This is a genomic window from Actinoplanes sp. NPDC051470 (assembly GCF_040682035.1).
GTDB lineage: Bacteria > Actinomycetota > Actinomycetes > Mycobacteriales > Micromonosporaceae > Actinoplanes.
On record NZ_JBFBAA010000001.1, the window covers coordinates 359,488 to 383,254 of the forward strand.

Consider the following 23,767-nt stretch of genomic DNA (forward strand, 5'->3'; position numbering starts at 1 on the left):
GACTGTTACGCATTACCAACGTAAACTCCACCCACTCGTTTGCAACGCATTGTCAGCCAGCGGTACACGGTTTGGGTGTGCCACCGGTATTGAAGGTCTTGAGCGCGGTGAGCGCGTCGTCCACGGTGGCCACCTCGGCCATCGGCAGCCCGGTCACCGCGTTGCGGAGCGCCTCGGCGCAGTTGTCCTTGGGGACCAGGAAGATCTGAGCGCCGGCCGCCTTCGCGCCGACCAGCTTCTGCGGGATGCCGCCGATCGGGCCGACGTTGCCCTCGTCGTCGATGGTCCCGGTGCCGGCGATGATCTTGCCGCCGGTCAGGTCTTCCGGCTCGAGCTTGTCGATGATGCCGAGCGTGAACATCAGGCCGGCGCTGGGGCCGCCGATCTCGGTCAGGTCGATCGTGACGTCGAAGGGGTGCGGCTGCTTCTTGTCGATCTGCACGCCGACGCGCGGCGTGCCCTTGTCGTCCGCGGTCTTGATCTTGACGGTGGCCGGCTTGCCCGCGCGGGTGTAGCCCAGCGTCAGCTCGGTGCCGGCGGGCTTGGCCTGGATCAGCTCGGTCAGCTTCGCGGGGCTGGTCACCGTGGTGCCGTCCACCGAGGTCAGGATGTCGTCCTTGACCAGCTTGCCGGCCGACGGGCCGTTCGCGGTGACGTCGGCGACGTACGTCTGGATGGGGTAACCGAGCTTGCGCAGCGCGACCGTCTCGGCGCTGGACTGCGAGCCCTGGAACTCCTGCTTGTTGGTCTCCTCGACCTGTTCCTCGGTCTGGTCCGGCGGGTAGATGACGTCGCGCGGCACGACCGCCTGGTCGTTGCTGAACCAGCCGCGGATCGCCCAGACCAGTTCGACGTCGTTCTGCACCCCGACGGTGGTCAGCCGGAGCTGCCCCTTGGACGTCGACGTGGTCGCCTTCGTCACCTGGATCACTTCTTTGCCGTTGTCCGAACCGAGCGTGTTCACCGTCGGACCGGGCTTCAACACGACATACGGCATCGGGACGGCCATGACCCCGATGGCAAGCAGCGCGGTGATCAGGGCGCCGAGGATTACCGTGACACCGCGACGTCTCATGCGCGTGAGCGTACCCACCCACCCTGAGTTCTCTCTGAGCTGACACCTGCATAGGTACCGGGAACCCAATTCGCGCGTACCGTTGACCACGTGCCTGATATCCCGTTCGGCTTCTCCCTGCCGGGGGCCCAGCCGCCCGATCCCTCCGATCCGCAGCAGATGCAGCAGTTCATGAATCAGCTGCAGCAGATGTTCGCCGGTGGCGGAAGCGGCCCGGTGAACTGGGACCTCGCCCGCCAGGTGGCGGCGAGCCAGCTCCAGGGCTCCGGCGACCCCGCCGTGACCATCGTCGAGCGCAACCAGGTCGAAGAGAGCCTACGGCTCGCCGACCTCTGGCTCGACCCGGTGTCCGCGATGCCCAGCGGCGTCCGCGCGATGGCCGGCTGGAACCGCAACGAGTGGATCTACAACACGCTCGAGGTGTGGAAGAAGCTGTGCGACCCGATCGCCGGCCGCATGGTGGGCGCGATGAGCGACCTCGTCCCTGAAGAGGCGAAGTCCCAGCTCGGCCCGATGCAGTCGATGGTCGCCACGCTGGGCGGCGCCCTGTTCGGCGGCCAGCTCGGGCAGGCGCTCGGCCAGCTCGCCGCCGAGGTGCTGTCGGCCGGTGACATCGGCCTGCCGCTCGGCCCGGCCGGCACGGCGGCGCTCGTCCCGGCCAACATCAAGGCCTACGGCGAGGGCCTGGAGATCCCGGAAGACCAGGTCAGGCTCTATGTCGCGCTGCGCGAGGCGGCCCACCAGCGGCTCTTCCAGCACGTCCCGTGGCTGCGGGCCCACGTGCTCAACGCGGTCGAGACGTACGCGGCGGGCATCACGGTCAACCGCGAGGCGATCGAAGAGGCGATGAGCCGCGTCGACCCGTCCGACCCCGAGTCGATGCAGGCGATGGCCCTCGAGGGCATCTTCACGCCCGAGGACACACCACAGCAGAAGGCCAGCCTGGCCCGCCTCGAGACGGCGTTGGCGCTGGTCGAGGGCTGGGTCGGCCACGTCGTCGACACGGCCGCGGGTGACCGGCTGCCGTCGGTGATCGCGCTGGGCGAGGCGTTCCGGCGCCGGCGCGCGGCGGGTGGCCCGGCCGAGCAGACGTTCGCGGCGCTGGTCGGCCTCGAGCTGCGGCCGCGGCGGCTGCGTGAGGCGGGCGCGCTGTGGGCGGCGGTCGCCGAACACCGCGGCATCGCGGGCCGTGACGCGCTCTGGGACCACCCCGACCTGCTGCCGACCGACGAAGACTTCGCCAACCCGGCGGCGTTCGCCGAGGCCAAGCTCGACTGGGACATCTCCGAGCTGGATGGCCCGTCTTCCTCTGACGAACCGGACGAAGAACCCAAAGCCTAAGATCGAGGTCGTAGCTCGGCGGGTGGTGCGGACCGCAGCTCCCGCCGAGGTCGCCTCGCCTCCGGCGACGGCTCGGCGTGCGTGAGGGCTGGGCTTCTCCACAGTCTCGGCGAGGTCCCGCCGAGCTCAACCGCCCCCTCTCCACAGGTCGACCGGCCGCGTCGCAGGCGCAGGTCCGCCACCACATCGTGGCGTCCCGTCAACCCGCCGCATCGTGGCTACAGGTCGCCCGCGCGTGTCGTGGGCTTAGGTCAGCCGCGCATGTCGTGGGCTTCGGACAGCCGCGCATGTCGTGGCTTAGGTCAGCCGCCCAGGAGGGCTCGGGTGTTCTCCCAGCCCTCCAGGGCCGGGTCGAGGGTGGCCAGGTCGGCCGGGCCGCGCAGCCGGCGCCACTCCGGAGTCGACTCGACGTCGCTGGGCTGCGGCGCGGTCCGGCGCAGAGCCATCGGCGTGGCGCCGTCCATGTCGTGATCGGTCAGCCACTCCGGCGGCGGCAGTTGGGCGGCCACCCCCAGCCCCGGCGCGACCGCCACCGCCTTGCGCTCCAGCGGGCGCAGAAGCTTGCCCAGGAGCATCCCCGGCACGTCCGGGGCGTCGGCGGCGATCACCGCGGCCTGATCGAAGCCGTCCCGGGCGGCGGCCTCCAACACCGGCCTGATCGTGGCCGTCGCCACCTCGTAGACAACCGTCCCCGGCCAGGCGATCTCCTCGGCCAGCGCCTTGTCGGCCGGCGTGGCCGCGATCGCGGGCGTGGCCTCGGCCAGCCGGGCCAGCAGATCGACCACATCCTCGGCCAGCGCCGCCCGCCACGCACCCGGATCAACACCAGGCGGCGACCAGGTCACCGGCACCAGCAGAGCCACCACCACACGACGCACCACGCGGCGAGGCTACCTCCGCCCGCCTGTGGATAACTTCCCGGTCTCGTCACACCGGCGCGCTACATTCCGACCCACCCAGTGCCGGGGTGGGGGAGGCGGCGGCTCGTCGCGCAGCGCAACCCACCCTCCAGCGAGGTGGGCCGCGTCTGCGGGCCCGAGGGTGACCGCGTCTGCGGGCCGGAGGGTGACCGCATCTGCGGCCCGAGGGTGACCGCATCTGCGGGCCGGAGGGTGACCGCGTCAGCGGCCCGAGGGTGACCGCGTCAGCGGCCCGAGGGTGACCGCGTCAGCGGCCCGAGGGTGACCGCGTCAGCGGCCCGAGGGTGACCACTTACGCAGGTGGAGCGGAGCGACCCTCGGCGGGAGCAGCGGTCTGCACCACCCACCCCGCTACGACCGGCCCTTGATCTGGATCTGGCCCTTGATCTGGATCTTGATCTACTCGTCGCCGAGGACGAGACCGGTGGCGGCGCTGATGCCTTCGAGGTAGCCGCGGGCGCGCTCGGCCTTCGGGTAGCGGTTGACCAGGTCCCAGAAGCGGGCCGAGTGGCTGGGGACGACCAGGTGGGACAGCTCGTGCAGGAGCACGTAGTCGAGCACCCAGTCGGGCATCTCCTGGATGCGGTGGGAGATGCGGATGGTGCCGTCGTCGGGGGTGCAGCTGCCCCAGCGGCCGTTCTGGTTGGTGACCCAGCGGACGCTGGCCGGGTCGACGCGACGGGCGTGGTCGGGCAGGTAGCGGACGGTCAGACGCCGGGCGCGGGCGGCCAGCTCGTCGTCGCTACGCTGTACGCGCTCCTCGCGGGCGGCCAGCCGGGCGAGCATCCGCTCGACCCACTCCGTCTCCTCGGCGCGGGAGAAGCGGTCGGGGATGAGCACCACGACGCGCTCGCCGTCGCGGTAGGCGGACACGGTCCGGCGCCTGCGCTGACTTCGGCGCACCTCGACGACAGGCTTGCGTGTCCGGGCCATCACCGGCTCGCGGGGCCCAGATTCGGGTTCACGTAAAGACGCTAATCCGTGAGACCCATGTCACCGCAAGGGTACGGCGAACGACACGCGCCGGAAAAACGAGCTTCGTACCCGAGTGACCGAAAAGATTTTTCCAGAACGCAACAGGGTAGGCCGTACCCCACCACAAATCGGATCACCGGACATGGTCATCGTCCCGTTTGGGAGCTTCTGAGCGTATTCCCCGGCGTGTCCCGGCATATCTGCCTAAAAAGGGCGTGATCGCGACGCACACTCTCGCTGTCGGCAACTCAGCCGACGTTGCGCTGACATGGAAACGGCCTGACCTGGGTATCGTCCGCCGCGGAAAGGCGGCCGCATCCCGTGGTCGCGGAGCGGTCCAGCGCCGAACACAGGTCGCGGCGACACGCCGCGAGCCGGGCACCGGGCCGGCCGGGCCGGCATACATGACGAGGAGGAACCGTGGCCGACAACACGTACAACGGCTACTGCGTGAAGTGCAAGGAGAAGCGCGACTTCCAGGGCACCGTGGAGGTCTCGAAGACGGGCATGAACATGGCCAAGGGCAAGTGCCCGGTCTGCGGCACGACCGTCAACCGCATCCTGGGCAAGGCCAAGGCCTGATCCAGGTAACCGACTGGCGAGGGGCGGCTTCGGCCGCCCCTCACTCGTTGGAGGCGTAACTTGTGGTCACGCGCACACGTTGAGTAAGTAGCCACAGCCCTGTGGATAACTTGCTCACAGCTGTGGACAACCGTGCGTAGGGTGGCCATCGCCCTGTGGATAACTCCTCTGACCGCAACGGCTCAGTGACACCCTGTCACTCATGCCCCCGCAGCGTCCGGTTCTGATCCCCGGTGTCCCTCGCCTCCGCCGCGGCCCCCACGGCCTGCAGCTCGGCACGTCCCGGCCGGTGGTGATCGAGCTACCCGGCGTCGATCCGGCGGCCGTGCTCGACCTCGTCGACGGCACCCGCACCGATCGCCTCGTCGTCCACCACGCGTGCCGCCTCGGGCTCGCGCCGGCCACCACGCGAGCGCTGCTGCAGACGCTGGCCGACAACGGGCTGCTGGTCCCGGTGCTGCCACGAGACGTCGTGAGCTTCGCGGGTGAGGCGGCGGCGCTGGCCCATCACGGCGTTCCCGCTCCCGCGTCGGTGCTGCGGCGGCGGGCGCGAGCCGTGGTGCGGGTCACCGGCGAGGGCCGCCTCGGCGCCGGGGTGGCGGTGGCGCTGGCCTCGGCCGGGATCGGCCACGTGGAGACCGACCTGCCCGGCGAGGTGACGGCCGCGGAGCTGCCCGGCGGCCCGCTGAGCGCGGCCGATCTCGGCCGGTCGCGGGATGAGGCGGTCGCTTCGGCCCTGCTTCGTGCGTCCCCAGAGATCAACACCACGCGGGTACGCAACAGAGCGATCGATCTCCAGCTCCAGCTCCGCTACCGCGAGCCGGTGGGCCTGCTCGCGGCGTCGCTGTCCCGGCGCCGGCGCCCCCACCTGCAGCTGGGGCTCCGCGAGGGGGTGGCGGTGATCGGGCCCTTCGTCCCCGCGCAGGGCGGCCCGTGCCTGCGCTGCGTCGACCTGCACCGCCACGACCGCGACCCCGAGTGGGCCGACCCCACGGTGACCTCCGAGCCGGCCACGGTGGCCGTGATCCTGGCCGCGACGGCCTACGCGGCGGCCGAGGCCCTGACCTTCCTGGACGGCGGCACGCCGGAATCCCTGGGCGCGGCGGTCGAGATCAGCCGGCCGGGCCACCACCGCCGGCGCTCCTGGTCGCCCCATCCGGCGTGCCAGTGTTCTCAGGAGAGGCAACTCCTGCGATGACCATCGCCGCGTGCAAGAGGGTGAGGGCTTCGCCGCGGGCGCCTGCGAAGGGTGGGTCGGGGGTGGCCGTCGCCGGGGTCAGCGGGACCGGGCGCGGGGTCTGGGCGACCGCCGCGCGGAGCGGGTCGATCAGGGCCGGGCCCCAGGCGCCGCCGATCAGGATCTGGGCCGGGTCGGTCAACGCCACCACCGCGGCGACGACGCCGGTGACGGCCTCGGCCAGGGCGGCTCGGGCCGGCGTCGGGCCGGCGCAGGCGGCCAGGAGCCGGGGCACGTCGATCGCGGCGGTTCCCGGCCGGCGGAGGCCCAGGTCGGCGAAGACCTCGGTGAAGCACACCGCCCGGCCGCCGGGCCCGGTCGTGATCACATGGGCGATCTCGCCGGCCAGACCGCCGCGACCCCGTCTGATCTCGCCGTCGTTGACGATCGCGCAGCCCAGGCCCTCGCCCAGGAAGAGGTAGGCGAAGTCGGCGCCGGCCCGGCCACGCTCGGCCCGGGCGGCCCAGTTGACGTCGTTGTCGACGATCACCGGACCGTCGACGAAGGGTGCCAGCACCGCGACCGGGTCGAGCGCGCCGACCAGGAACGGCGAATCCGGCAGCTCGACCAGCCGCCCGGTCGCCCGGTCGACCGGGTCGGCGGCGCTGACCACGGCCAGCCGGGGGCGCCGAGGGGCCGGCAGCGGCACCGGGGTTGCCCCGGCGACCGAGATCACGCCCGAAGCCGTGACCACCTCGGTCACCGCGGCCTGGAGCGTCGACGACACCTGGGACGGGTGGGGGATCTCGCGGACGGCGCGGGCGATCGTGTCGCCGTACGGATCAAGGCACTCGGCCGTCACGCCGGCCGACGCGATGCTGATGGCCAGGGCCGTTCCGGCGGACGGGGACAGGGCGTAGTAGGAGCCGACGCGACCTTTGCCGCGGCCGCCCGCGGTGCGCTCGCCGGTGTCGATCACCAGGCCACGCTCGGTCAGCCGGCGCACGCTCTCGCCCGCCGTCGGCTTGGAGATGCCGATCGAGGTGGCCAGCTCGGCCCTGGTCACCCGGCGGGTCTGGGTGAGGGCCCGCAGGACGCTCTCGTCGGTCTGAGCCCGCACCGGATCCATGCCGGAGATTCTAGACAGGACCCTTGCCTAGAAAGTGCGCCACCCCGTATGCTCCTTTCAAGTAAAGAGCCTTGACCAGAAGGAGCTGACCGCCGTGGCCGCGCCGACCATGACCCTGCCCGCCCTGCCTCATTGGGAAGAGACACCGGCCGACCTGAAGGCCGCCATCCGTGAGATCAAGACGGCACTGCGGGCGCGCATCGCCGCGTCCGGCCGCACGGTCGACGAGATCTTCGCGGTGGTCGAGGAGCGCGTCCGGGCCGAGGTCGACGACATCCGGGCGGCGCGGGAGCGCGGCGAAACGGTCTGGCCGGTGATCGACTACGCCGACATCGCCTCCGGCGCGGTGACGGCAGACCAGGTGGCGCTGCTGCGGCGGCGTGGCTGCCTGGTGGTGCGCGGGCACTTCGCGCGCGAGCAGGCGCTGGGCTGGGACAGCGACATCGTCGACTACGTCGAGAGCAACCGGTTCTTCGAGAACTACCGCGGCCCCGGCGACGACTTCTTCGGCAGCGTCGGGTCGAAGCCCGAGATCTACCCGATCTACTGGTCGCCGGCCCAGATGCAGGCGCGGCAGAGCGACCGGATGGCGACCGTCCAGGCGTTCCTGAACTCGCAGTGGAAGCACGAGTCCGAGGGTGTGCGGTGGTTCGACCCCGAGCGCGACTCGCTCTACCCCGACCGCATCCGCCGGCGCCCCGAGGGGGCTGATTCCCAGGGCCTGGGTACTCACCTCGACCCGGGAACGCTCGACCTGTGGATGACCGAGGCCTATCAGAAGACGTTCCGTCACCTGTTCGACGGCAGCGTCGAGCAGTACGACCCGTGGGACGCCGCCCACCGGACCACCGGCCCGCAGTACCCGGGCTCGACCATGTGCTCGGCGTTCCGCACCTTCCAGGGGTGGACCGCCCTGTCCGACATGGACCATGACCAGGGCGTCCTGCACACGGTGCCGATCCCGGGCGCGATGGCCTACCTGATGCTGCGCCCGCTGCTGAGCGACGTCCCCGACGACGACATGTGCGGCGTGACCGTCAACCAGGTCTTCCCGGCGAACGACAAGTGGCACCCGCTCCTGATGGAAGCCCTGTCCGGCATCCCCGACGTCCGCGCCGGCGACTCCGTCTGGTGGCACTGCGACATGATCCACAGCGTCGCTCCGGTCCAGAACCAGCGTGGCTGGGGCAACGTCATGTACATCCCCGCGGCACCGTGGTGCCCGCGCAACGAGACCTACGCCGCCAACGTCCGCGCGGCCTTCGCCTCGGGTGAGAGCCCCAGCGACTTCCCGGCCGAACACTACGAGCAGACCTGGGCCAACCGCTTCCAGGAGGCCGACCTCAACCCGACCGGGCGGCGTGGCCTCGGCCTGGCCTGATCGGTTGCCCCGAACGGCACTGGGTGAAACGGACTTTTGGGTTAGGAGACGGCATATAGAGCGCACCGGGCGGACGATGCCCTGCTGGTCGGTAACAATGATCGGATGAGCGATATACCTCGGCGGGCGGCTGCCCGTACTGCCAGGCTGGCCGCTCTGCCGCTCGGGTTTGCCGGGCGGACTGCTCTGGGGCTGGGCAAGCGGGCAGTGGGTGCTGCGGCCGATGTCATCTCGGCCGACATTCAGCAGCGGACGGCCGAGCAGCTGTTCAGCGTGTTGGGGCAGCTCAAGGGCGGGGCGATGAAGTTCGGGCAGGCGCTGTCCGTGCTCGAGGCCGCGATGCCCGACGAGATGGCGGGGCCTTATCGGCAGGCACTGACAAAGCTCCAGGAGGCGGCGCCGCCGATGCCGGTGGCGAACGTGCACAAGGCGCTCGCCGAGCAGCTCGGGGCCGACTGGCGAGAGAGGTTCACCGAGTTCGACGACTCGCCGGCGGCCGCCGCGAGCATCGGGCAGGTGCACCGGGCGGTCTGGAAGTTGCCGCCCAGCCGGAAGGGCGCCAAGCCGAAGACGGTGCCGGTAGCGGTCAAGATCCAATACCCGGGGGCGGCCGAGGCGCTGGTCTCCGACCTTAAGCAGTTGTCCCGGCTGGCCGGGATGTTCAAGATCATCCAGCCTGGCATGGACATCAAGCCACTCGTCAACGAGCTGCGTGCGCGGATCGTCGAAGAGCTCGACTACGCGATGGAGGCGGAATCGCAGGCCATCTTCGCCGAGGCGTTCGCGGGCGACGATGACATCTATGTACCGCGGGTTCTGGCCCATGCCGAGCGGGTGCTCGTCACCGAGTGGGTCGATGGCACGCCGTTGGCGAAAGTGATCAGCGACGGCACCGAGGAGGAGCGGGACGAAGCGGGCCGGTTGATGGCCACGCTCCACTTCTCGGCGCCGGGCCGCTGCGGGCTGCTGCACGCTGATCCACACCCGGGCAACTTCCGGATCCTGCCGGACGGGCGGCTTGGCGTGATCGACTTCGGGGCGGTGGCGCGGCTGCCCGGCGGCCATCCGGAACCCATCGGGCGGCTGGTCCGGCTGGCCCTGGCCGGTGACGCGCAGGGCGTCGCGGACGGGCTGCGCGACGAGGGTTTCATCAAACCGGACGACGACATCGACGCCGAGGCGGTGCTGACCTTCCTCCGGCCGATGATCGAGCCGGTCGCGGTCGACGAGTTCCGTTTCACCCGCGCCTGGATGCGCGGCGAGGCGCAACGCCTGTCCAACCCGCGGTCGCCGGCCTTTCAGCTGAGCCGCAAACTCAACCTGCCGCCGTCCTACCTCCTGATCCACCGGGTCACGATCGGCTCGATCGGCGTCCTGTCCCAACTCGAGGCCAAGGCCCCCTACCGGGCCATCCTGCAGAAGTGGCTCCCCGGCTTCGCCCCGGTCGCCTGAACGCCGCGGAAATCCGCCCGCCGAAGAACGAGCCACTGACGCGATGAGTCCTCGGCGCGGTCAGGATTCGGGGTGGAGCAGCCCAACCGGCTGCGAACCCAGCTAGGCGCCCGCCCCGGTTCAGCCGCCGCCGGCGTCATGGGTGTCGGCCAGGCGCCACGCGAAGCCGGGCGGACGCTGTAGAGCCGAGGCACGCGAAGGCCCGGCGGCACGCCAAGGCCCGGCGGCACTCGAAGGGCGGGCATGGGGAAAGGCCCCGTCCGTGCCGACGGGGCCTTTCCTGTGGGTGAAGCTTGAGCTGTCGATCAGAACGGACGACCACCCAGCTCCCGAGCGGCGCGGTGACGCGCTTCCATGGCTACTCGGCGAGCGGAGCGGTGCGCCTCAGGGTTGGCCTGAGGCCGACGCATTCGGGCTCGGGACAGCGCTTCTTGGATGAGTCTCATCTTCGCGGATCCATTCGAAGTCATCTCAGTCGTCTTTCGGGTCGGGGTGTGGATGGTGGTCGTGGTCATGTCGTCATGCCGCCAGTCGGACGGCGTCGCGCTCGAGGCCGTTGGCCGCGAGACGCTCCTCGGTCTGTGCCTTGAGCTCGGCGTCGCGAGCGACGTCCGCCTTACGCGGACGACCACGGGGCCGCTTGCGCGGAACCACGGCGCCACGCTCAAAGATCTCGCCGCCCCAGACACCCCAGGGCTCCGCACGCTCGACCGCACCAGCCAGGCACTCGACGCGCAGCGGGCAGTCCCCGCAGAGCGACTTGGCCAGCTCAAGCTGGGCGGGTGAGTCGGAGAACCAAAGGTCCGGGTCGAACTTCCGACAGGGCAGGTTTGCCTCGATCTCGACGCTCACGTCGAGCGGGGCCAGCGCCAGACTCATAAAGCCCGGTCACCTCTCTCTTCGATCGATCTTCTGGATCGCCGTACAGGTGTGGCATCCCGGTTGTAGGGCCGGGAAATAAGTAAGGCCGCGGATCCCGGTAATCGGGTTCCGCGGCCTCGAGGTGAGCCGGCTAGGTCTGTGGATCAGACCGGCCTTCCTCGAGGCGGGACACCGCTGGCACCATCCGTCTTCACGACAGAGGACCCATTGCTGCCCACGAACCCATTGCGACCCTTGAGGGTCACCTTGTTGCTGATGCCTTCGTCGCGCCGCATGGCCTGACCCAGCTCGGCCTGGATCTGGACCTGGTGCACCTGCGAAAGCGGAGCCCGGAATGCCGAAGCAGACACGGGCGACCAAGCGCAAGCAGGAGCCAGCAACACGGACGGTCGTCCAGTCGTGTAGGTCTCCATCAGTGCCACCTCCTCCAATGTGTTGCGCTCGATCTGACTTCTGGAACCCCATGGAGCAGGTGCGCTCCTCAAGGTGTGCACTGAGGCTATGCCTCGCGTAGCAGCGAGAGCAAACGAATTAACGGACTAGTTTTCAAAGTTTTCCTGGGCAAGATCATCGGGGCTCCGACCAGCCACCAGAGCGAAGACAGCGGCGCCGTACTGGCCGAGCTTGCGGGGGCCGATACCGGCGATCGCGAGCAGTTCCGGTGGGGTCGAGGGCTTGCGTTCGGCCAGGGCCACGATGGTGGCGTCGGTGAACACCACGTACTTGGGAACCTGCAGTTCGGACGCCATTCGGGTGCGCCACTCGGTGAGCCGATCGTATAGATCCTGGTCGATGTCAGACGGGCAGGTCGGGCAGCGGCCGAGCTTGCGGTCGGCGCCGGCGAGCAGGGTCGCGCCGCAGATCCGGCAGGTCGAGACCTTGGATCGGCGGTCAGGTTTCCGACTCACGCTGGACACCCCGGCGCGCTCCGGTCCGCCGCTGCCGCGACGCTCCAGCTGGGGCAGGAAACGGCAGGGGCGACGGGCGCGGCCGCCGCCGGAGCGGGTCTGCCCGTACGAGAGCCAGAGCCATTGCCGCGCCCGCGTGACCCCGACGTAGAGCAGGCGCCTTTCCTCCTCGACCTGCTCGTTGGTCTTCGCGTACGTGGTCGGCAGCGTCCCGTCGGAGAGCCCGACCAGGAACACCGCGTCCCACTCCAGGCCCTTGGCCGAATGCAGCGAGGCGAGCGTCACCCCCTCGACGGTGGGCGCGTGCTGTTGCTCGGCCCGGCGCGCGAGTTCGGCCACGAAATCGGTGAGCGAGGGGTCGCGCTGTATCGCCACGGCCTCACCGACCTGCTGGATGGCCGGCGCCTTGGCGAAGTCTTCGGCCAGCGCCACCAGGGCGGCCAGCGCCTCCCACTGTTCGCGGGCGGCGCCACCGGCGGGCGGCTGGTCGCGGGCCCAGCCCAGCGCGGAGAGCCCCTCGACCACGGCGAGCACCAGGGGCGTCTCGCCGGGGGTGGACCGGGTGGCCGACCGGAGCGCGACCATCGCCTGGCGCACCTCGGCCCGCTCGAAGAACCGCTCGGCGCCCCGGACGACGTAGGGCACCTCGGCCTCGGCCAGCGCTTTCTCGTACGTCTCGGACTGCGCGTTGGTGCGGAACAGCACCGCGATCTCGCTGGCCGGGGTGCCGGTGCCGATCAGCTCCTTGCAGCGGCGGGCGACGGCGACCGCCTCCCCCGGCTCGTCCGGGAAGATCTTGAGCTCGGGCTCGGCCCCGGGCGGCCGTTGCCCGACCAGTTCCAGCCGGAGCTTGGCCTCACTCCCCCGGGCCTGCTTGATCACCGCGTTGGCCAGGCCGACCACCTGGGGCGTGGAGCGGTAGTCGCGGACCAGCCGGACCACCACGGCGTCACGCCGTTGCCGGGGGAAGTCGATCAGGTACGCCGAGGTGGCGCCGGTGAACGAGTAGATGGTCTGGCTGGCGTCGCCGACCACGGTCAGGTCGTCGCGGCCGCCCAGCCAGGTGTCGAGCAGGCGCTGCTGGAGGGGGTTCACGTCCTGGTACTCGTCCACCACGAAGTGGCGGTACTGCGCGCGGATCTGCTCGGCGACGTCGGAGTGCTCCTCGATGCCCCAGACCGCGGCGCGCAGCATGTCCTCGAAGTCGATCACGCCCTGGCGGCGCTTGATGTCCTCGTACGCGGAGAAGACGTCGGCGACCTTGGCCGGGTCGTACGGCGGCTCGCGCAGCGCCTTGGCCGCGGCCACCGCGTATTCACCGGGCTCGACCAGCGACGACTTGGCCCACTCGATCTCGGAGGCGAGGTCGCGGGCGCCGGTGCGGTCGGCGCGGACGTTGACCCGGGCCGCCGCCAGCGCGACCAGCCGAGCCTTGCTCTCCAGCAGCTCGGGCATCGCCCGGCCCTCGAGCAGCCGCGGCGCGAAGTAGCGCACCTGCCGCAGCGCGGCCGAATGGAACGTGCGGGCCTGGACCCCGGCGGCGCCCAGGCCGGTGAGCCGGGCCCGCATCTCGGCGGCGGCCCGCGCGGTGAAGGTGACGGCCAGAACGTGTCGGCCGCTGATCTCGCCGGTGGTCGTCCGGTAGGCGATGCGGTGGGTGATCGCCCTGGTCTTGCCCGTGCCCGCGCCGGCCAGGATGCAGACCGGTCCCGCGGGAGCGGTCACCGCCTTACGCTGATCGGGATCGAGCCCGGCGAGCACACGTTCCGCTGTCACAGTCGGGAATCATGGCACCCGGGTACGACGTTCTCCCGGAAGGCACCGTTCCGAGTGAGTTGGCCGAAGGGAAGACCGACCGATGTTGACCATGTACTCCACCACGTGGTGCGGCTACTGCTACCGGTTGAAGACGCAGCTGGACCGTGAAGGCATCGCCTACGACGTGGTCGACATCGAGCAGGACCCGGCCGCCGCCGAGTTCGTGATGGGCGTCAACGGCGGCAACCAGACGGTTCCGACGCTGAAGTTCGACGACGGCTCGGCGCTGACCAACCCCAGCATCGTCGAGGTCAAGAAGCACCTCGAGGCGATCAAGGCGGCTTAGAGACCTCACAGGCCGGCCAGCAACTCGTCCAGCTCGTCGTCGGTCAGGGCGAGTTCCTCGACCAGGGCGGCGAAGAGCAGCACGTGTGTCCGCACCGTGGACGACCGGTCGATCTCCGCGATCGGCACCTGCTCGCCCAGCGCCGACCGGATCAACATCTCCGCCTCCCGCACCGGCACCAGCTCACCGTGCCGGCGGGTGGCGGCCCGCACCGAGCCGGTGACCGCGGCCAGCGGCGCGTCCGTACGGAACCGAAGCTTGACCGCCGCCCGGAAGGCCGCGGCGAACATCTCGTCGGCGTGCTCGCCGGGCGGTTCGGGCGCGACCGTGTTGGTGGCGGTGGCGCGGAGGAAGGCCAGAGCGGTCATCGGACCGCGCTCCGGCGCCAGGGACGGCCGTCGGCCGGCGGGTCGAAGCGCGCCACCCGGGTCTCGGCCTGAGCCACCAGCGCTTCCAGCAGCTCGGCGTCGTTGATCGCACCGTCCGCGACCGCGCCTTGAGCGAGGTCGCCGACCACCATGATCATCATGCCGACGCGGCGTTCGTCCGGGATGCCGGCGACCAGGTCGGCGTCGCCGAGCACGGAGCGGATGACCGCCTCCAGCTCGCGGGCGGTCACCCCGTCGGTCCGCACGTCCCGCCGTTGGAGCAGTCCCCGGACGTACGGCGTGACGTCCCGCGGGTCGCGGCCGGCGAAGCAGCGCCGGACCGCGACCGCGAACACCTCACGCATCAGCCGGGCCGGGCCGGGGCGGGCCTGGACGGGCGCCCGGTCCTCGTCCCGCAGTGAGGTCAGCACCAGCTGACCAGCCGAAGTCGAGATCACATAGCGGACTTTACGGACTTCGGGGGATCAGGACCGGGATACCGCCATCAACAGGTTCCCCTACCGGTCGAAACCGCCCAGCCAGGTCTCGATCAGATAGAGCGCGATCGAAGCGCTCATCGGCAACCGGACGGGCGCTCCGGTCGTCGGGTCGTGGTATTCGTCGGCACGCATCGCGGCTATCTCCTCGCGGGTGAACCAGCGTGCCTCGGCGATCTCGTCGGGGTCGACGACGATCGGATCGGCGGCGTCGGCCCGGGCGGTGAAGCCCAGCATCAGCGAGCCGGGGTACGGCCAGGCCTGGCTGCCCTCGTACCGGAGATCGCGGACCTTGACCCCGACCTCCTCGAGCACCTCGCGGTGGACGGCGGCCTCGGCCGACTCGCCCGGCTCGACGAACCCGGCGAGCGTCGAGAAGCGCAGGCTGCCGTCCGGCAACTTCCACTGGGCGTTGCGGCCGAGCAGGCAGCGCCCGCCCGGCCCGGCGACACCGTCGTGGATCAGCACGATCATCGCCGGGTCGGTGCGCGGCCACATCTGCTTGCCGTCCGGGTCGGTGCGTGACCAGCCCGCCTCGGTGACCTCGGTCGCCTTGCCCGATCTCGGCGAGAACAGGTGGGAGACGTGCCAGTTGACCAGGGCCGCGGCCGCGCTGAACAGGCCCGCGTCCCGGTCGTCGAGCCGGTGCCCGACGTCGCGCAGGGTCACGCCCTTGGCCTCGGTCATCGCCGGCAGCGGCGCGTCCACGGTGAAGAGCGGGGTGCCGTCCGGGTCGACGCCGAGGAAGTACCGGTCGCCGTCCGGGGCGGTCGCCGGGTCGAGCAGCACCAGGGAGGCCGAGCCGTCCGGGTTGTCCTGGGCCAGCGCCCGCCCGCCGGCCGCGGTGTCCACGACCAGGACCAGCCCGGACTTGGCCGCCGCGGCGAGCCAGTCCGGGTCGCGCCGGTGATGGGCGGCCCGGTCGAGCGTGGTGCGGGCCAGCGGCGGGATCCGCTCGCCGCGGTGGTCGGCGGAGGGCGGCGTCATCAGGCCCCGCGTTCCACCGTGGTCAGGGCGGCGAGCTGGCCCTCGACCCGGTCGGCGTCGCCGAGCACGACCGTGACCGCCCGGGCCGGCGCCAGGTGACGCGAGGCCACCTCGGCGACCTGTTCACGCGTGGCCGCGGCCAGCGCCGCCGAGTGCTGGACCAGGTAGTCGAGACGGAGGCCGAAGCTGGCGTACATGCTGGCCAGGCCGGCCAGGCCCGCCTGGGTCGACATGCCCAGCCGGAGCGTGCCGAGCGCGTACCGCCGGGCCTGCTCGAGCTCGTCCTCGCCGGGCGGGAGGCTGGCGATGCGGCCGAGCTCGTAGACCGTCTCCAGCAGCGACGGCCCGGTCACCTCGGTGGCCACCTCGACCGCGGCCACCAGCGACGACCCGGCCACGAAGTGCTCGATCGAGCTGGCCGGCCCGTACGTGTAGCCCTTGTCCTCCCGGATGTTCTCGACCCAGCGGGACGAGAAGTAGCCGCCGAAGACCAGGTTGGCCAGCAGCAGCGCGGCGTAGTCGGGATCGGTGCGCGGGACGCCGGGCAGCGCGATCCGCAGCGACGACTGCACCGAGCCGGGCCGGTCGACCAGCAGCAGCGGCCCGGTCTCCAACGCCGGGATGGGCGGCACGTTGCCGTCCTTGCCGGGGCCGGTCCAGCTGCCCAGGGCCTTGTCGGCGGCGTCGATCGCCTTCTCCGGGTTGATGTCGCCGACCAGCACGAGCACCGCGCCGTCGGGCCGGACCCGGTCGGCGTGCAGGGCGCGGAGCTGGGCCGGGCGTACGCCGCGGACCTGCTCGGGCTCGGGCGTCTGCACCGCGTACGGGTGGCGGCCGTAGATCCGCTTGAGCAGCGCCGTCCGGGCCAGGTGGCCCGGCTGGCTCTGGGCGACCTGGATGTGGTCGACCAGCCGCTCACGCTCGGTGCCCACCTCGTCGGCCGGGTACGCCGGGTCGGTCAGCACCTGGGCCAGGATCTCCAGCGTCCGGTCGAGGCCGGCGGCCAGCGCGTTGCCGGTGATCAGCAGCCGGTCGGGGTCGAGGCCGGCCGAGAGCCCGCCACCGACCGCCTGGAGCTCGGCCGCGATCTCGACGCTGGACATGTCGCCGGTGCCGGTGAACAGGGCCTGGGACAGCAGCGTGGCCCGGGGCAGCGGGGCCCGGCCGAACGGCACCCGCAGGCGCAGCTCGACCAGCGGGACCGCGGGCCGCCGGATGGCGATCACGGTCAGGCCGCTGGCCAGGGTGCGCTCGGCCGACCGGGGCAGCTTGATCTTGGCGTCCGCCGCCAGGCCGGGAAGGCTGTGCCTGGTCGAGGAATCGTGCGCGCTCATGCTCCGGCTCCCGGCTTGACCTCGATGGTGGCGCGGCGTTCCGGGCGCAGGGTGGCGGCGGCCGCCACGACCTGCTCCTCGGTCACCTCACCGATCAGTTTCGGCACCTCGTTGATCAGCTCGGGCCGGCCCCGCTGCTGCTCGAGCACGGCCATCGGCTGGGCCCGGCCGAGCACGCCGTCGACCTCGCGCAGGTGGTGGGTCGCGATGCGGGCCTGGGTACGGGCCAGCTCGCCCGGCCGCAGCCCGTCGGCGGCCAGCCGTTCGAGCTCCTCGTCCACGGTCCGCAGCACCTTCTCGGTGTCCCCGCCGGGTGGCAGATGGGCCTGGAGCAGCAGCGCGGTCGGGTTGCGGACGGCGTACTCGTCGCCCATGAAACCGAGGTAGCCGCCGATGCTGGTGACCGTGCGGTCGCGCTGCACCAGCCGGTCGACCAGGCGCGAGGCGTCGCCGTCGGTGAGCACCTCGGCGAGCACCACGTAGGGCAGGTAGCCGGCGAAGTCGCCGATCGGGTCGGGCACCCGCCAGCCGCTGGCCACCGCGGGCAGCGGCGCGAGCCGGTCGGTGTAGTCCTCGCGGCGCTCGGCGGTCAGGTCGGGCTCGTCGAAGTCGGGGCGCTCCGGGGCCGGCCGCGCCGGCACGTCACCGAAGTGCTTCTTGACCAGCTCGGTCGCCTTGGCCAGGTCGAAGTCGCCGGCCACCGACAGCACCGCGTTGCCGCAGGCGTAGTAGCGCTCGAAGAACTCCTCGGCGTCGGCCAGCGTGGCGCTCTCGAGGTCGGCGAACGAGCCGTACCCGTCGTGTTCGTTGGGGAAGGTCGAGAACATCACCGGCGGCAGCTTGAGCCAGGGGAAGCCGCCGTACGGCCGGTTCAGGACGTTGACCCGGATCTCTTCCTTGACCACGTCGACCTGGTTGCGGAGGTTCTCCTCGGTGAGCCGGGGCCCGCGCATGCGGTCGGCCTCGAGGAACAGCGCGCGCTCGAGCCCGCCGGCCGGCAGCACCTCGTAGTAGTCGGTGTAGTCCAGATGGGTGGATCCGTTGAAACTGCCGCCCGCCCCCTGCACATGGCGGGCGTGCTCCAGTTTGTCGATGTTGCCCGACCCCTGGAACATCAGGTGTTCGAAGAGGTGCGCGAATCCGGTGCGCCCCTCGGGTTCGGAGCGGATGCCGACGTCGTAGACCACGGCCACACCGACCACCGGAGCGCTGCGATCGGGTGACAGAACCACCCGCAGACCGTTGTCGAGGGTGAGTCGTTCGACCGGATACTTGGTCGCGGGAATCTTCATTTTGCGCACCACACCATGAATCTAGCCCGGCCGGCGGCGGGCCACGTAAGTGCCTGGAACCGCGGTGCTAACTTTCGCTGGGTCCAGGCAACGAAGGGGTTCAATTTCTCGATGGCAGTTCAGCTGCAGTTGACGTGCGATGCCGAGGCCGACGCCGAGTCGCTGTTCCGATGGCTGCGCGAGGAGCCGGGCGCGCGTGCCGACGGCCGGCTGGCCCGCGCCGAGAACGACGACGCCGAGGAACTCGGCCCGCTGATCGACGTGCTCACGCTGGTGATCGGCTCCGGGTTCTCGGCCGCCCAGCTGGTGCTCGCGATCAAACAATGGCGTGAGTCCCGGCCGCGCCCGCCCGAGCTGGTGGTCACCCACGTTCACCCGGACGGTTCCACCACCCGCATCGAGGCGTCCACCCCGGAGGCGCTGGAGACCGCGCTTCGGGAGCTGGAGCGGGCATAGGTCATGAGCGAGGTCGCCAATCCGGCGCTGTCCCAGGTCGTCCTCATCGGCGTGTCCGGCTATCAGCACCTGCCGCAGCTGCCCGCGGTGCGCAACAACGTGGCCGGCTTCGGCGACCTGTTGCAGGACGTGGACTACTGGGGTGTGCCGCCGGAGAACTGCCACGTGCTGCTCGACCCGGCCAGCCCGGGCGAGGTCAGCCGGGTGGTGCGTGAGGCCGCCGCGGCGACCGAGCGGGACGGCCTGCTGCTGGTCTACTTCTCCGGCCACGGGCTGGTCGACCCGGCCGACGACGACAAGCTGATCCTCGCGCTGTCCGCCTGCGACCCGGACGCGCCGCACGAGGAGGGGCTGCCGTACGACTGGATCCGCTGGGCGGTGGCCGGCACCCGGGCCCGGCGCCGGCTGGTCATCCTGGACTGCTGCTACTCCGGGCGGGCCGACGCCGAGCTGGGCACCGGCTTCACCGGCACCGACGCGGTGGCCGACAAGGCCGCCACCGACGGCACCTGCCTGGTGGTCTCGGCGCCGGCCAACCGGCGGGCGCGGGCGCCGCACGGCGAGATCCACACCGCGTTCACCGGCGAGCTGCTGCGGTTCCTGCGTGAGGGCTACCAGCCCGCTCCGCGGGAGGCGACGCCGCCGGCTCTGACCGTGGAGACCATCTGGCGTTCGGTACGCGACTCGATGCTGCGCCGCGGCTTCGAACGCCCCGAGATGCGCGCCCGCGACTACGGCGCCGCCATCGCGCTGGTGCACAATGCTCGCCTGCCCCGGCGTGACCTGGCCGGCACGGTGCTCTACGCGGCGCCCTGGTTCATCGACGACGAGCTGGGGCAGCGGGCCATCCTGGTGCTGCGGCACAACGCGACCGGCGCGCTGGGCGTCTGCCTGACCCGCCCCGACCGGGAGGTCCCGCCCGAGTTCCCGGCCGCCTGGCGCTCGTTGATCAGCACCCCGGCGATGCTCTTCCACGGTGGCCCGGTGGCTCGGGACGGCTACATCGTGCTGACCATGCTGCGCTCGGGCGCGCCGCACCCGCTGCGGTTCACCCCGCTGCGCGAGCGTGACTCCGACGAGCGGCTCGGCACGATGGCGCTGTCCGAGGCGCCGGACGACCTGGCCGACACCGTCGACACCATGCGCGTGTTCGTCGGCTATCTCGGCTGGCGGCCCGGCGAGCTGGAGGACCACCTCGAGCGCGGCGAGCTGATCGTCAGCCGGCGGCCGACCCGGCAGGTGTTCACCGAACGGCCCGGCGAGCTGTGGCACAACCTGCAGGCGGGCCGATGACCGGCGTGGACGGCCCGGACGAGGAGCTGAGCACCGGCGAGGCGCTGCTGCTGGCCCGGTTGTCGGCCAGCCTGACCGGTTCCGAGCAGATCACGCTGATGCTCGGCTCGGGCGTGTCGGCCGGCGTGGTACCGCGGGTGCCCGGGCTGCTGGAGATCGCCGACCAGTACGCGGCCGGCCGCAACGACGAGGGCTCGCTGCAACGGGCGCTGGCCCAGGCCCGGGCGCGGCTGGGCAACGCGCCGTCGATCGACATCTACCGGGCGTACCGCCGGGTCTTCTCGGACTGGGTCTCGGCCGGCGCCTTCGACGTGATCGCGCAGCAGGCCGTGCTCAAGGCGTACGCGCCGGAGGACCCGATGGAGTCGCCGCTGGCCACCCGCGGTCTCGGCCAGCGCGTCGAGCGTGGCGTCGGCGAGGCGCTGGAGAACGAGCGCTACGGCTGGCAGCTGCCGCGCGGCGTGCAGGCGCTCGGACACCTGCTGGCGCAGACCGCGGTGGCCTTCGACAACCGGGTGATCACCACCAACTTCGACCCGCTGATCGAGCTGGCCGTCCGGCACGCCGGTGGCCTGGCGGTCAGCCTGCCGCTGGACCTGGGCGGCGGGTACGGCGCGTCGGCCGGCGCGGACGGCGCGATCCGGGTCTTCCACGTGCACGGGTTCTGGCGGCCCACGCTGCACGTCCGCGGTCCGCGGCTGCTGCACGACCCGGCCCGGATCATGGCCGCCACCGACCTGGTCGACGGCACCGCGAGCCTGATCCGCGGCGACACCGTGTGCGTGCTCGGCAGCACCGACTGGGCCGGCACCCTGGCCTCGGCGATCGCGCTGGTCGCCCGGCGCCGCCGGATCCGGGTGCTGTGGGGCCTGTTCGACGCCGACCCCGACCAGGCGCTGCGGGTCGGCGAGCGGTTGAAGGCGCTGACCGGTACGGACGTGGAGTGCTTCCCCGGCATCGACACCGAGCGGCTGTTCCCGGCGCTGGCCGACCGCGCCGGGGTGCTGGTGCCGGCCCGGGTCGCCGGGCGGCGGCACATGATCCGGCACCACAAGTGGGAGCGGCAGCTGGTCACCCAGCCCGACTCGGCGCCGCCCGCCGACGTGCCGGGGCTGCTGCTCCAGCTCGAGCGGCGGTTCGGCTGGGTGAACCAGCAGCAGGGCACCCGGCGGCCGGCCCGGGTGCTGTGGCCGGTCCGGCTGCGCCCGCGCGCCTCGGTGATCCACATGGTGCAGGCCTTCGTGGCCGGGTCGCTGGCCCGGCTCGGCGTCGAGGTGCGGATGGTGCTCGACGACGTGGGCACCCGCACCGCCGAGTCGCCCGATGGCTTCCGGGCCGACCTGCAACGCTGGATCGGCTACAGCGCGCAGGGCGCCGGGGTCCGGTTCGTCAGCCTGGGCGAGTTCGTCGAGCAGAGCCAGCGCCTGCCGCGTACCCCATCACCGGAATCTCTGCTCCGGCCGACCGATCCGTGGGGGGTGGCCCGGCGCCTCTTCTACAGCGACCGGAACCCGTCGCTGTACAGCATGCTGGCCGCGGTGAAGGCGGTGCCACACCTGGCCGACTGGGACGCGCTGGAGGCCAACGCGTGGCCGATCGTGCAGGCGATGCTGCGGACCGACGCGAGCCGGCTGCTGATCCCGCTGACCCTGTGGCCGTACCTGAACAGCATGCTGCTGGAGAGCCAGACCGGCGACGTGCTGACGCTCGGCGGCCGGGACGAGGCGCTGCTCTGGGCGTCGTGGCGGCAGACGTTCGGCTTCGGGCCCGGGCACCTCTTCAACCCGTACATCAAGAACCTGAAGCACGACGCGCACATGTTGAGCTGGTCCAGCCGCGAGGAGCTGCGGGAACACCTCTACCGCACGCGCGAGCTGCACGGCTGGGACTCGGACGGCAGCTACGTGCCGTGGCTGTTCCACAACGCGATGCTGCTGCCGGTCTATCTGACCTCGGCGACCATGCCGCGGGTCGACGACTTCCCGCTGGACTCGTGGGCGGCCTTCGTGGCGGCGATCGAGATGGGCAAACCGGCCCTCGACGTGCTGGCCGACCACGTCAATGATCTATTTCTGGGCGCTCGCCCGGATGGTCGCGGAGAGATAACGTAGACGGCATGACTGCGACCGCGTTACGCCCTTCGCTGTTGCGCCCGTCGCTCCGCGCGAGCGAGGTCTCGGCGAATGTCGAGGTCTGCGACGAGGTGCTCGGTGAAGACCTGACCGCCTACCTGGCCGGGGCCAACTCGGTCGGCGAGTTCCGGGCCTGGGCCGCCGGGCCGGTCCTGAGCAGCGACACCGCCGCGCGCCGGGTGGCCGCCGCGGCCGAGCTGATCAGCCTCTTCCACACCGTCAACCGCACCGCCCAGGCCGCGTTCTGGCTGCGCGAGGTCGGCCCGGCCGGGGTGGTTCCGGCCCGCGCGCTGCGCGAGTCGAGCGGCGACCCGGCGACCGTCAAGGCGCTGCACGAGGCCGCCGAGGCCTTCACCGCCGCCTGAGGTTCGCTACAGCGGGCGCACCGACTTCAGCACGTCGTCGATGACGTAGTCGAACTGCTTGTGCGTGCCCGGGATCGAGATGTAGAGCACGGCCGCGGTCGGCTTGCCGACATCGATCACCGCGACCGCCGACCGCTCGTCCTTGGCCTGGAGCCCGGCCGCCGAGAAGTGCAACCGGAACTCGGCCACGTAGGCCGGCCGGCCGCCCAGCCGGGTCAGCCCGTCGCGCAGCGGATCCATGGTGTTCGGCTGCGGGTAGTACTCGGCCCGTACGTCGGCCGCCACCTGCTTGCCCACGCACTCCAGGTTGAACGTCACCGCGTCGTTGTCCGCGGCCGGGACCGCCGCCGACAGGATCGACGCGTGGTACTGCCCGGCCGAGTACTCCTCGGTCACGAAGTGTTGCCCGACCTTGTACGGCACCTCGAGCGTGCCGGCCTTCCACACCTCGTGCCAGCGCTCCCAGGGCGCGCCGTACGCGTTGTAGGAGATCCCGGCCTCCTCGTCGACCGTGCGCGGCCCGGCCGGCGCCGGCGGGGCGGCGCTGGGGCCGGCCGGGGGCGGGTCGCTGGGCTGCACGGTCGGCGCGGGGCACATCTGGGCCAGCGGCGGGCGTACGTCGGTCGGCGCGTCGGCCTTGCCCCCGCCGAACGGGCTGCTGGAGCCGGAGAACGCCGCGATCAGGATGATGGTCAGGCCGACGGCCAGGATGGCACCGGCGACACCGCCGAAGATGAGCATCTGGCGCTTGCGCCGGGCCGGGCCGCTGCCGCCGGGCTTCGGCGGAGCGGGCGGCGGCGGCAGGTCAGGCGGTGGAGGGGGCGCGGTGACCGTGCCCGAAGCCCACGAAGAACCTGACCGTTGCCAGGGACCAAGGGGTGTCGTGCCGTCACTCACGTCGTCCAGTGAACACCACGAAGGTTAATCAGCTCAGCACGAGGTTGTACCAGGGGGCAAAAGCCACCAGCATCACCAGCGTCACGCCCGACAGGGCGAGGCCGAGCACGAAGGTCAACTCACGGCGTGCGGTCTGCATACCCCTATGACGCCGCAGCGAGGCGGTTGGTTGCCTCTGACTGCGAACAAATGCAAGCGGCGCCGTGCCCCCACTTGGGGA

At 71.4% G+C, this 23,767-nt stretch carries 22 protein-coding genes; 10 read left to right on the forward strand and 12 right to left on the reverse strand.

The features are described 5' to 3' along the window. Positions 1-52: 52 nt before the first annotated feature. The gene (locus AB0M54_RS01725) at positions 53-1,075 is read right to left on the reverse strand and encodes a PDZ domain-containing protein (RefSeq protein ID WP_364314442.1); all 1,023 of its coding nucleotides are present in this window, start codon (positions 1,073-1,075) and stop codon (positions 53-55) included. A 90-nt stretch (positions 1,076-1,165) separates the two neighbouring features. Here AB0M54_RS01725 and AB0M54_RS01730 point away from each other — a divergent pair, with 90 nt between their 5' ends. Then, the gene (locus AB0M54_RS01730) at positions 1,166-2,416 is read left to right on the forward strand and encodes a zinc-dependent metalloprotease (protein ID WP_364314439.1); all 1,251 of its coding nucleotides are present in this window, start codon (positions 1,166-1,168) and stop codon (positions 2,414-2,416) included. Positions 2,417-2,718: 302 nt separating this feature from the next. Here AB0M54_RS01730 and AB0M54_RS01735 read toward each other — a convergent pair whose 3' ends face one another. Both AB0M54_RS01735 and AB0M54_RS01740 read right to left on the reverse strand, forming a co-directional pair. Then, on the reverse strand, positions 2,719-3,297 hold the full coding sequence (locus AB0M54_RS01735) for a hypothetical protein (RefSeq protein WP_364468586.1): 579 nt from the start codon (positions 3,295-3,297) through the stop codon (positions 2,719-2,721). Between the two features lie 438 nt (positions 3,298-3,735). Then, positions 3,736-4,269, reverse strand: a complete 534-nt coding sequence (locus tag AB0M54_RS01740) for a M48 family metallopeptidase (protein WP_364468588.1) — start codon at positions 4,267-4,269, stop codon at positions 3,736-3,738. Positions 4,270-4,731: 462 nt separating this feature from the next. On the opposite strand from AB0M54_RS01740, the gene AB0M54_RS01745 reads away from it, so the two are divergent. Beyond that, positions 4,732-4,893 (forward strand): DUF5679 domain-containing protein, encoded by a 162-nt coding sequence (locus AB0M54_RS01745; protein WP_015625326.1) that lies wholly within the window; start codon positions 4,732-4,734, stop codon positions 4,891-4,893. A 202-nt stretch (positions 4,894-5,095) separates the two neighbouring features. After that, positions 5,096-6,091 carry a hypothetical protein gene (locus AB0M54_RS01750; protein ID WP_364314431.1) on the forward strand — a complete coding sequence of 332 codons (996 nt, stop codon included), beginning with the start codon at positions 5,096-5,098 and terminating at the stop codon, positions 6,089-6,091. On the opposite strand, the gene AB0M54_RS01755 is transcribed toward AB0M54_RS01750, so the two are convergent. After that, entirely contained in the window at positions 6,006-7,199 is a 1,194-nt protein-coding gene (locus AB0M54_RS01755) for an ROK family transcriptional regulator (protein ID WP_364314429.1), read from the reverse strand. The genes AB0M54_RS01750 and AB0M54_RS01755 overlap by 86 nt on opposite strands. Positions 7,200-7,293: 94 nt before the next feature. Here AB0M54_RS01755 and AB0M54_RS01760 point away from each other — a divergent pair, with 94 nt between their 5' ends. Together AB0M54_RS01760 and AB0M54_RS01765 are read left to right on the forward strand one after the other, a co-directional pair. Next, positions 7,294-8,580 carry a DUF1479 domain-containing protein gene (locus tag AB0M54_RS01760; RefSeq protein ID WP_364468590.1) on the forward strand — a complete coding sequence of 429 codons (1,287 nt, stop codon included), beginning with the start codon at positions 7,294-7,296 and terminating at the stop codon, positions 8,578-8,580. Between the two features lie 105 nt (positions 8,581-8,685). Continuing rightward, positions 8,686-10,032 (forward strand): AarF/ABC1/UbiB kinase family protein, encoded by a 1,347-nt coding sequence (locus AB0M54_RS01765; protein WP_364468592.1) that lies wholly within the window; start codon positions 8,686-8,688, stop codon positions 10,030-10,032. A 519-nt stretch (positions 10,033-10,551) separates the two neighbouring features. On the opposite strand, the gene AB0M54_RS01770 is transcribed toward AB0M54_RS01765, so the two are convergent. Both AB0M54_RS01770 and AB0M54_RS01775 read right to left on the reverse strand, forming a co-directional pair. Beyond that, positions 10,552-10,911 carry a WhiB family transcriptional regulator gene (locus tag AB0M54_RS01770; RefSeq protein ID WP_364314422.1) on the reverse strand — a complete coding sequence of 120 codons (360 nt, stop codon included), beginning with the start codon at positions 10,909-10,911 and terminating at the stop codon, positions 10,552-10,554. A 542-nt stretch (positions 10,912-11,453) separates the two neighbouring features. Further along, positions 11,454-13,598, reverse strand: a complete 2,145-nt coding sequence (locus AB0M54_RS01775) for an ATP-dependent DNA helicase UvrD2 (RefSeq protein WP_364468594.1) — start codon at positions 13,596-13,598, stop codon at positions 11,454-11,456. A gap of 82 nt (positions 13,599-13,680) precedes the next feature. Here AB0M54_RS01775 and AB0M54_RS01780 point away from each other — a divergent pair, with 82 nt between their 5' ends. Next, the gene (locus AB0M54_RS01780; protein WP_364314414.1) at positions 13,681-13,926 is read left to right on the forward strand and encodes a mycoredoxin; all 246 of its coding nucleotides are present in this window, start codon (positions 13,681-13,683) and stop codon (positions 13,924-13,926) included. A 5-nt stretch (positions 13,927-13,931) separates the two neighbouring features. Here the strand turns inward: AB0M54_RS01780 and AB0M54_RS01785 are convergent, their stop codons facing one another. The 5 genes from AB0M54_RS01785 to AB0M54_RS01805 are packed head-to-tail and all read right to left on the reverse strand — an operon-like array spanning position 13,932 to position 18,404. Next, positions 13,932-14,294 carry a hypothetical protein gene (locus AB0M54_RS01785; protein ID WP_364314411.1) on the reverse strand — a complete coding sequence of 121 codons (363 nt, stop codon included), beginning with the start codon at positions 14,292-14,294 and terminating at the stop codon, positions 13,932-13,934. Then, on the reverse strand, positions 14,291-14,752 hold the full coding sequence (locus AB0M54_RS01790) for a hypothetical protein (protein WP_364314409.1): 462 nt from the start codon (positions 14,750-14,752) through the stop codon (positions 14,291-14,293). The genes AB0M54_RS01785 and AB0M54_RS01790 overlap by 4 nt, the downstream gene beginning before the upstream one ends. A gap of 60 nt (positions 14,753-14,812) precedes the next feature. After that, positions 14,813-15,778 carry an NAD(+) diphosphatase gene (gene nudC, locus AB0M54_RS01795; protein WP_364468596.1) on the reverse strand — a complete coding sequence of 322 codons (966 nt, stop codon included), beginning with the start codon at positions 15,776-15,778 and terminating at the stop codon, positions 14,813-14,815. Next, a complete protein-coding gene (locus AB0M54_RS01800) occupies positions 15,778-17,112 on the reverse strand; it encodes a pitrilysin family protein (protein ID WP_364468598.1) in 1,335 nt (444 codons plus the stop codon). The genes nudC and AB0M54_RS01800 overlap by 1 nt, the downstream gene beginning before the upstream one ends. Further along, a complete protein-coding gene (locus AB0M54_RS01805) occupies positions 17,109-18,404 on the reverse strand; it encodes a pitrilysin family protein (protein WP_364468600.1) in 1,296 nt (431 codons plus the stop codon). The genes AB0M54_RS01800 and AB0M54_RS01805 overlap by 4 nt, the downstream gene beginning before the upstream one ends. A gap of 111 nt (positions 18,405-18,515) precedes the next feature. Here AB0M54_RS01805 and AB0M54_RS01810 point away from each other — a divergent pair, with 111 nt between their 5' ends. From AB0M54_RS01810 to AB0M54_RS01825, 4 genes are read left to right on the forward strand one after another with little or no spacing between them, the layout of a single operon-like run. Continuing rightward, positions 18,516-18,860, forward strand: coding sequence for a hypothetical protein (locus tag AB0M54_RS01810; protein ID WP_364314398.1), 345 nt, complete (start codon positions 18,516-18,518; stop codon positions 18,858-18,860). 3 nt (positions 18,861-18,863) lie between these two features. Then, the gene (locus tag AB0M54_RS01815) at positions 18,864-20,153 is read left to right on the forward strand and encodes a YqgE/AlgH family protein (RefSeq protein WP_364314395.1); all 1,290 of its coding nucleotides are present in this window, start codon (positions 18,864-18,866) and stop codon (positions 20,151-20,153) included. Further along, complete coding sequence (locus AB0M54_RS01820) at positions 20,150-22,264, forward strand: hypothetical protein (RefSeq protein ID WP_364314392.1); 2,115 nt, start codon at positions 20,150-20,152, stop codon at positions 22,262-22,264. Before AB0M54_RS01815 ends, AB0M54_RS01820 begins: the two co-directional genes overlap by 4 nt. A 5-nt stretch (positions 22,265-22,269) precedes the next feature. After that, on the forward strand, positions 22,270-22,650 hold the full coding sequence (locus tag AB0M54_RS01825; RefSeq protein WP_364314390.1) for a hypothetical protein: 381 nt from the start codon (positions 22,270-22,272) through the stop codon (positions 22,648-22,650). A gap of 6 nt (positions 22,651-22,656) precedes the next feature. Here AB0M54_RS01825 and AB0M54_RS01830 read toward each other — a convergent pair whose 3' ends face one another. Beyond that, positions 22,657-23,547, reverse strand: a complete 891-nt coding sequence (locus AB0M54_RS01830) for a hypothetical protein (protein WP_364468602.1) — start codon at positions 23,545-23,547, stop codon at positions 22,657-22,659. Between the last annotated feature and the right edge of the window lie 220 nt (positions 23,548-23,767).

Bases quoted from the DNA above. Each gene is read 5' to 3' on its own strand.
- AB0M54_RS01725 (WP_364314442.1), bottom strand. From the start codon at position 1,075: ATGAGACGTCGCGGTGTCACGGTAATCCTCGGCGCCCTGATCACCGCG.
- AB0M54_RS01740 (WP_364468588.1), bottom strand. From the start codon at position 4,269: ATGGCCCGGACACGCAAGCCTGTCGTCGAGGTGCGCCGAAGTCAGCGC.
- AB0M54_RS01750 (WP_364314431.1), top strand. From the start codon at position 5,096: ATGCCCCCGCAGCGTCCGGTTCTGATCCCCGGTGTCCCTCGCCTCCGC.
- AB0M54_RS01755 (WP_364314429.1), bottom strand. From the start codon at position 7,199: ATGGATCCGGTGCGGGCTCAGACCGACGAGAGCGTCCTGCGGGCCCTC.
- AB0M54_RS01765 (WP_364468592.1), top strand. From the start codon at position 8,686: ATGAGCGATATACCTCGGCGGGCGGCTGCCCGTACTGCCAGGCTGGCC.
- AB0M54_RS01770 (WP_364314422.1), bottom strand. From the start codon at position 10,911: ATGAGTCTGGCGCTGGCCCCGCTCGACGTGAGCGTCGAGATCGAGGCA.
- AB0M54_RS01780 (WP_364314414.1), top strand. From the start codon at position 13,681: ATGTTGACCATGTACTCCACCACGTGGTGCGGCTACTGCTACCGGTTG.
- AB0M54_RS01785 (WP_364314411.1), bottom strand. From the start codon at position 14,294: ATGACCGCTCTGGCCTTCCTCCGCGCCACCGCCACCAACACGGTCGCG.
- nudC (WP_364468596.1), bottom strand. From the start codon at position 15,778: ATGACGCCGCCCTCCGCCGACCACCGCGGCGAGCGGATCCCGCCGCTG.
- AB0M54_RS01800 (WP_364468598.1), bottom strand. From the start codon at position 17,112: ATGAGCGCGCACGATTCCTCGACCAGGCACAGCCTTCCCGGCCTGGCG.
- AB0M54_RS01805 (WP_364468600.1), bottom strand. From the start codon at position 18,404: ATGAAGATTCCCGCGACCAAGTATCCGGTCGAACGACTCACCCTCGAC.
- AB0M54_RS01810 (WP_364314398.1), top strand. From the start codon at position 18,516: ATGGCAGTTCAGCTGCAGTTGACGTGCGATGCCGAGGCCGACGCCGAG.
- AB0M54_RS01815 (WP_364314395.1), top strand. From the start codon at position 18,864: ATGAGCGAGGTCGCCAATCCGGCGCTGTCCCAGGTCGTCCTCATCGGC.
- AB0M54_RS01820 (WP_364314392.1), top strand. From the start codon at position 20,150: ATGACCGGCGTGGACGGCCCGGACGAGGAGCTGAGCACCGGCGAGGCG.
- AB0M54_RS01825 (WP_364314390.1), top strand. From the start codon at position 22,270: ATGACTGCGACCGCGTTACGCCCTTCGCTGTTGCGCCCGTCGCTCCGC.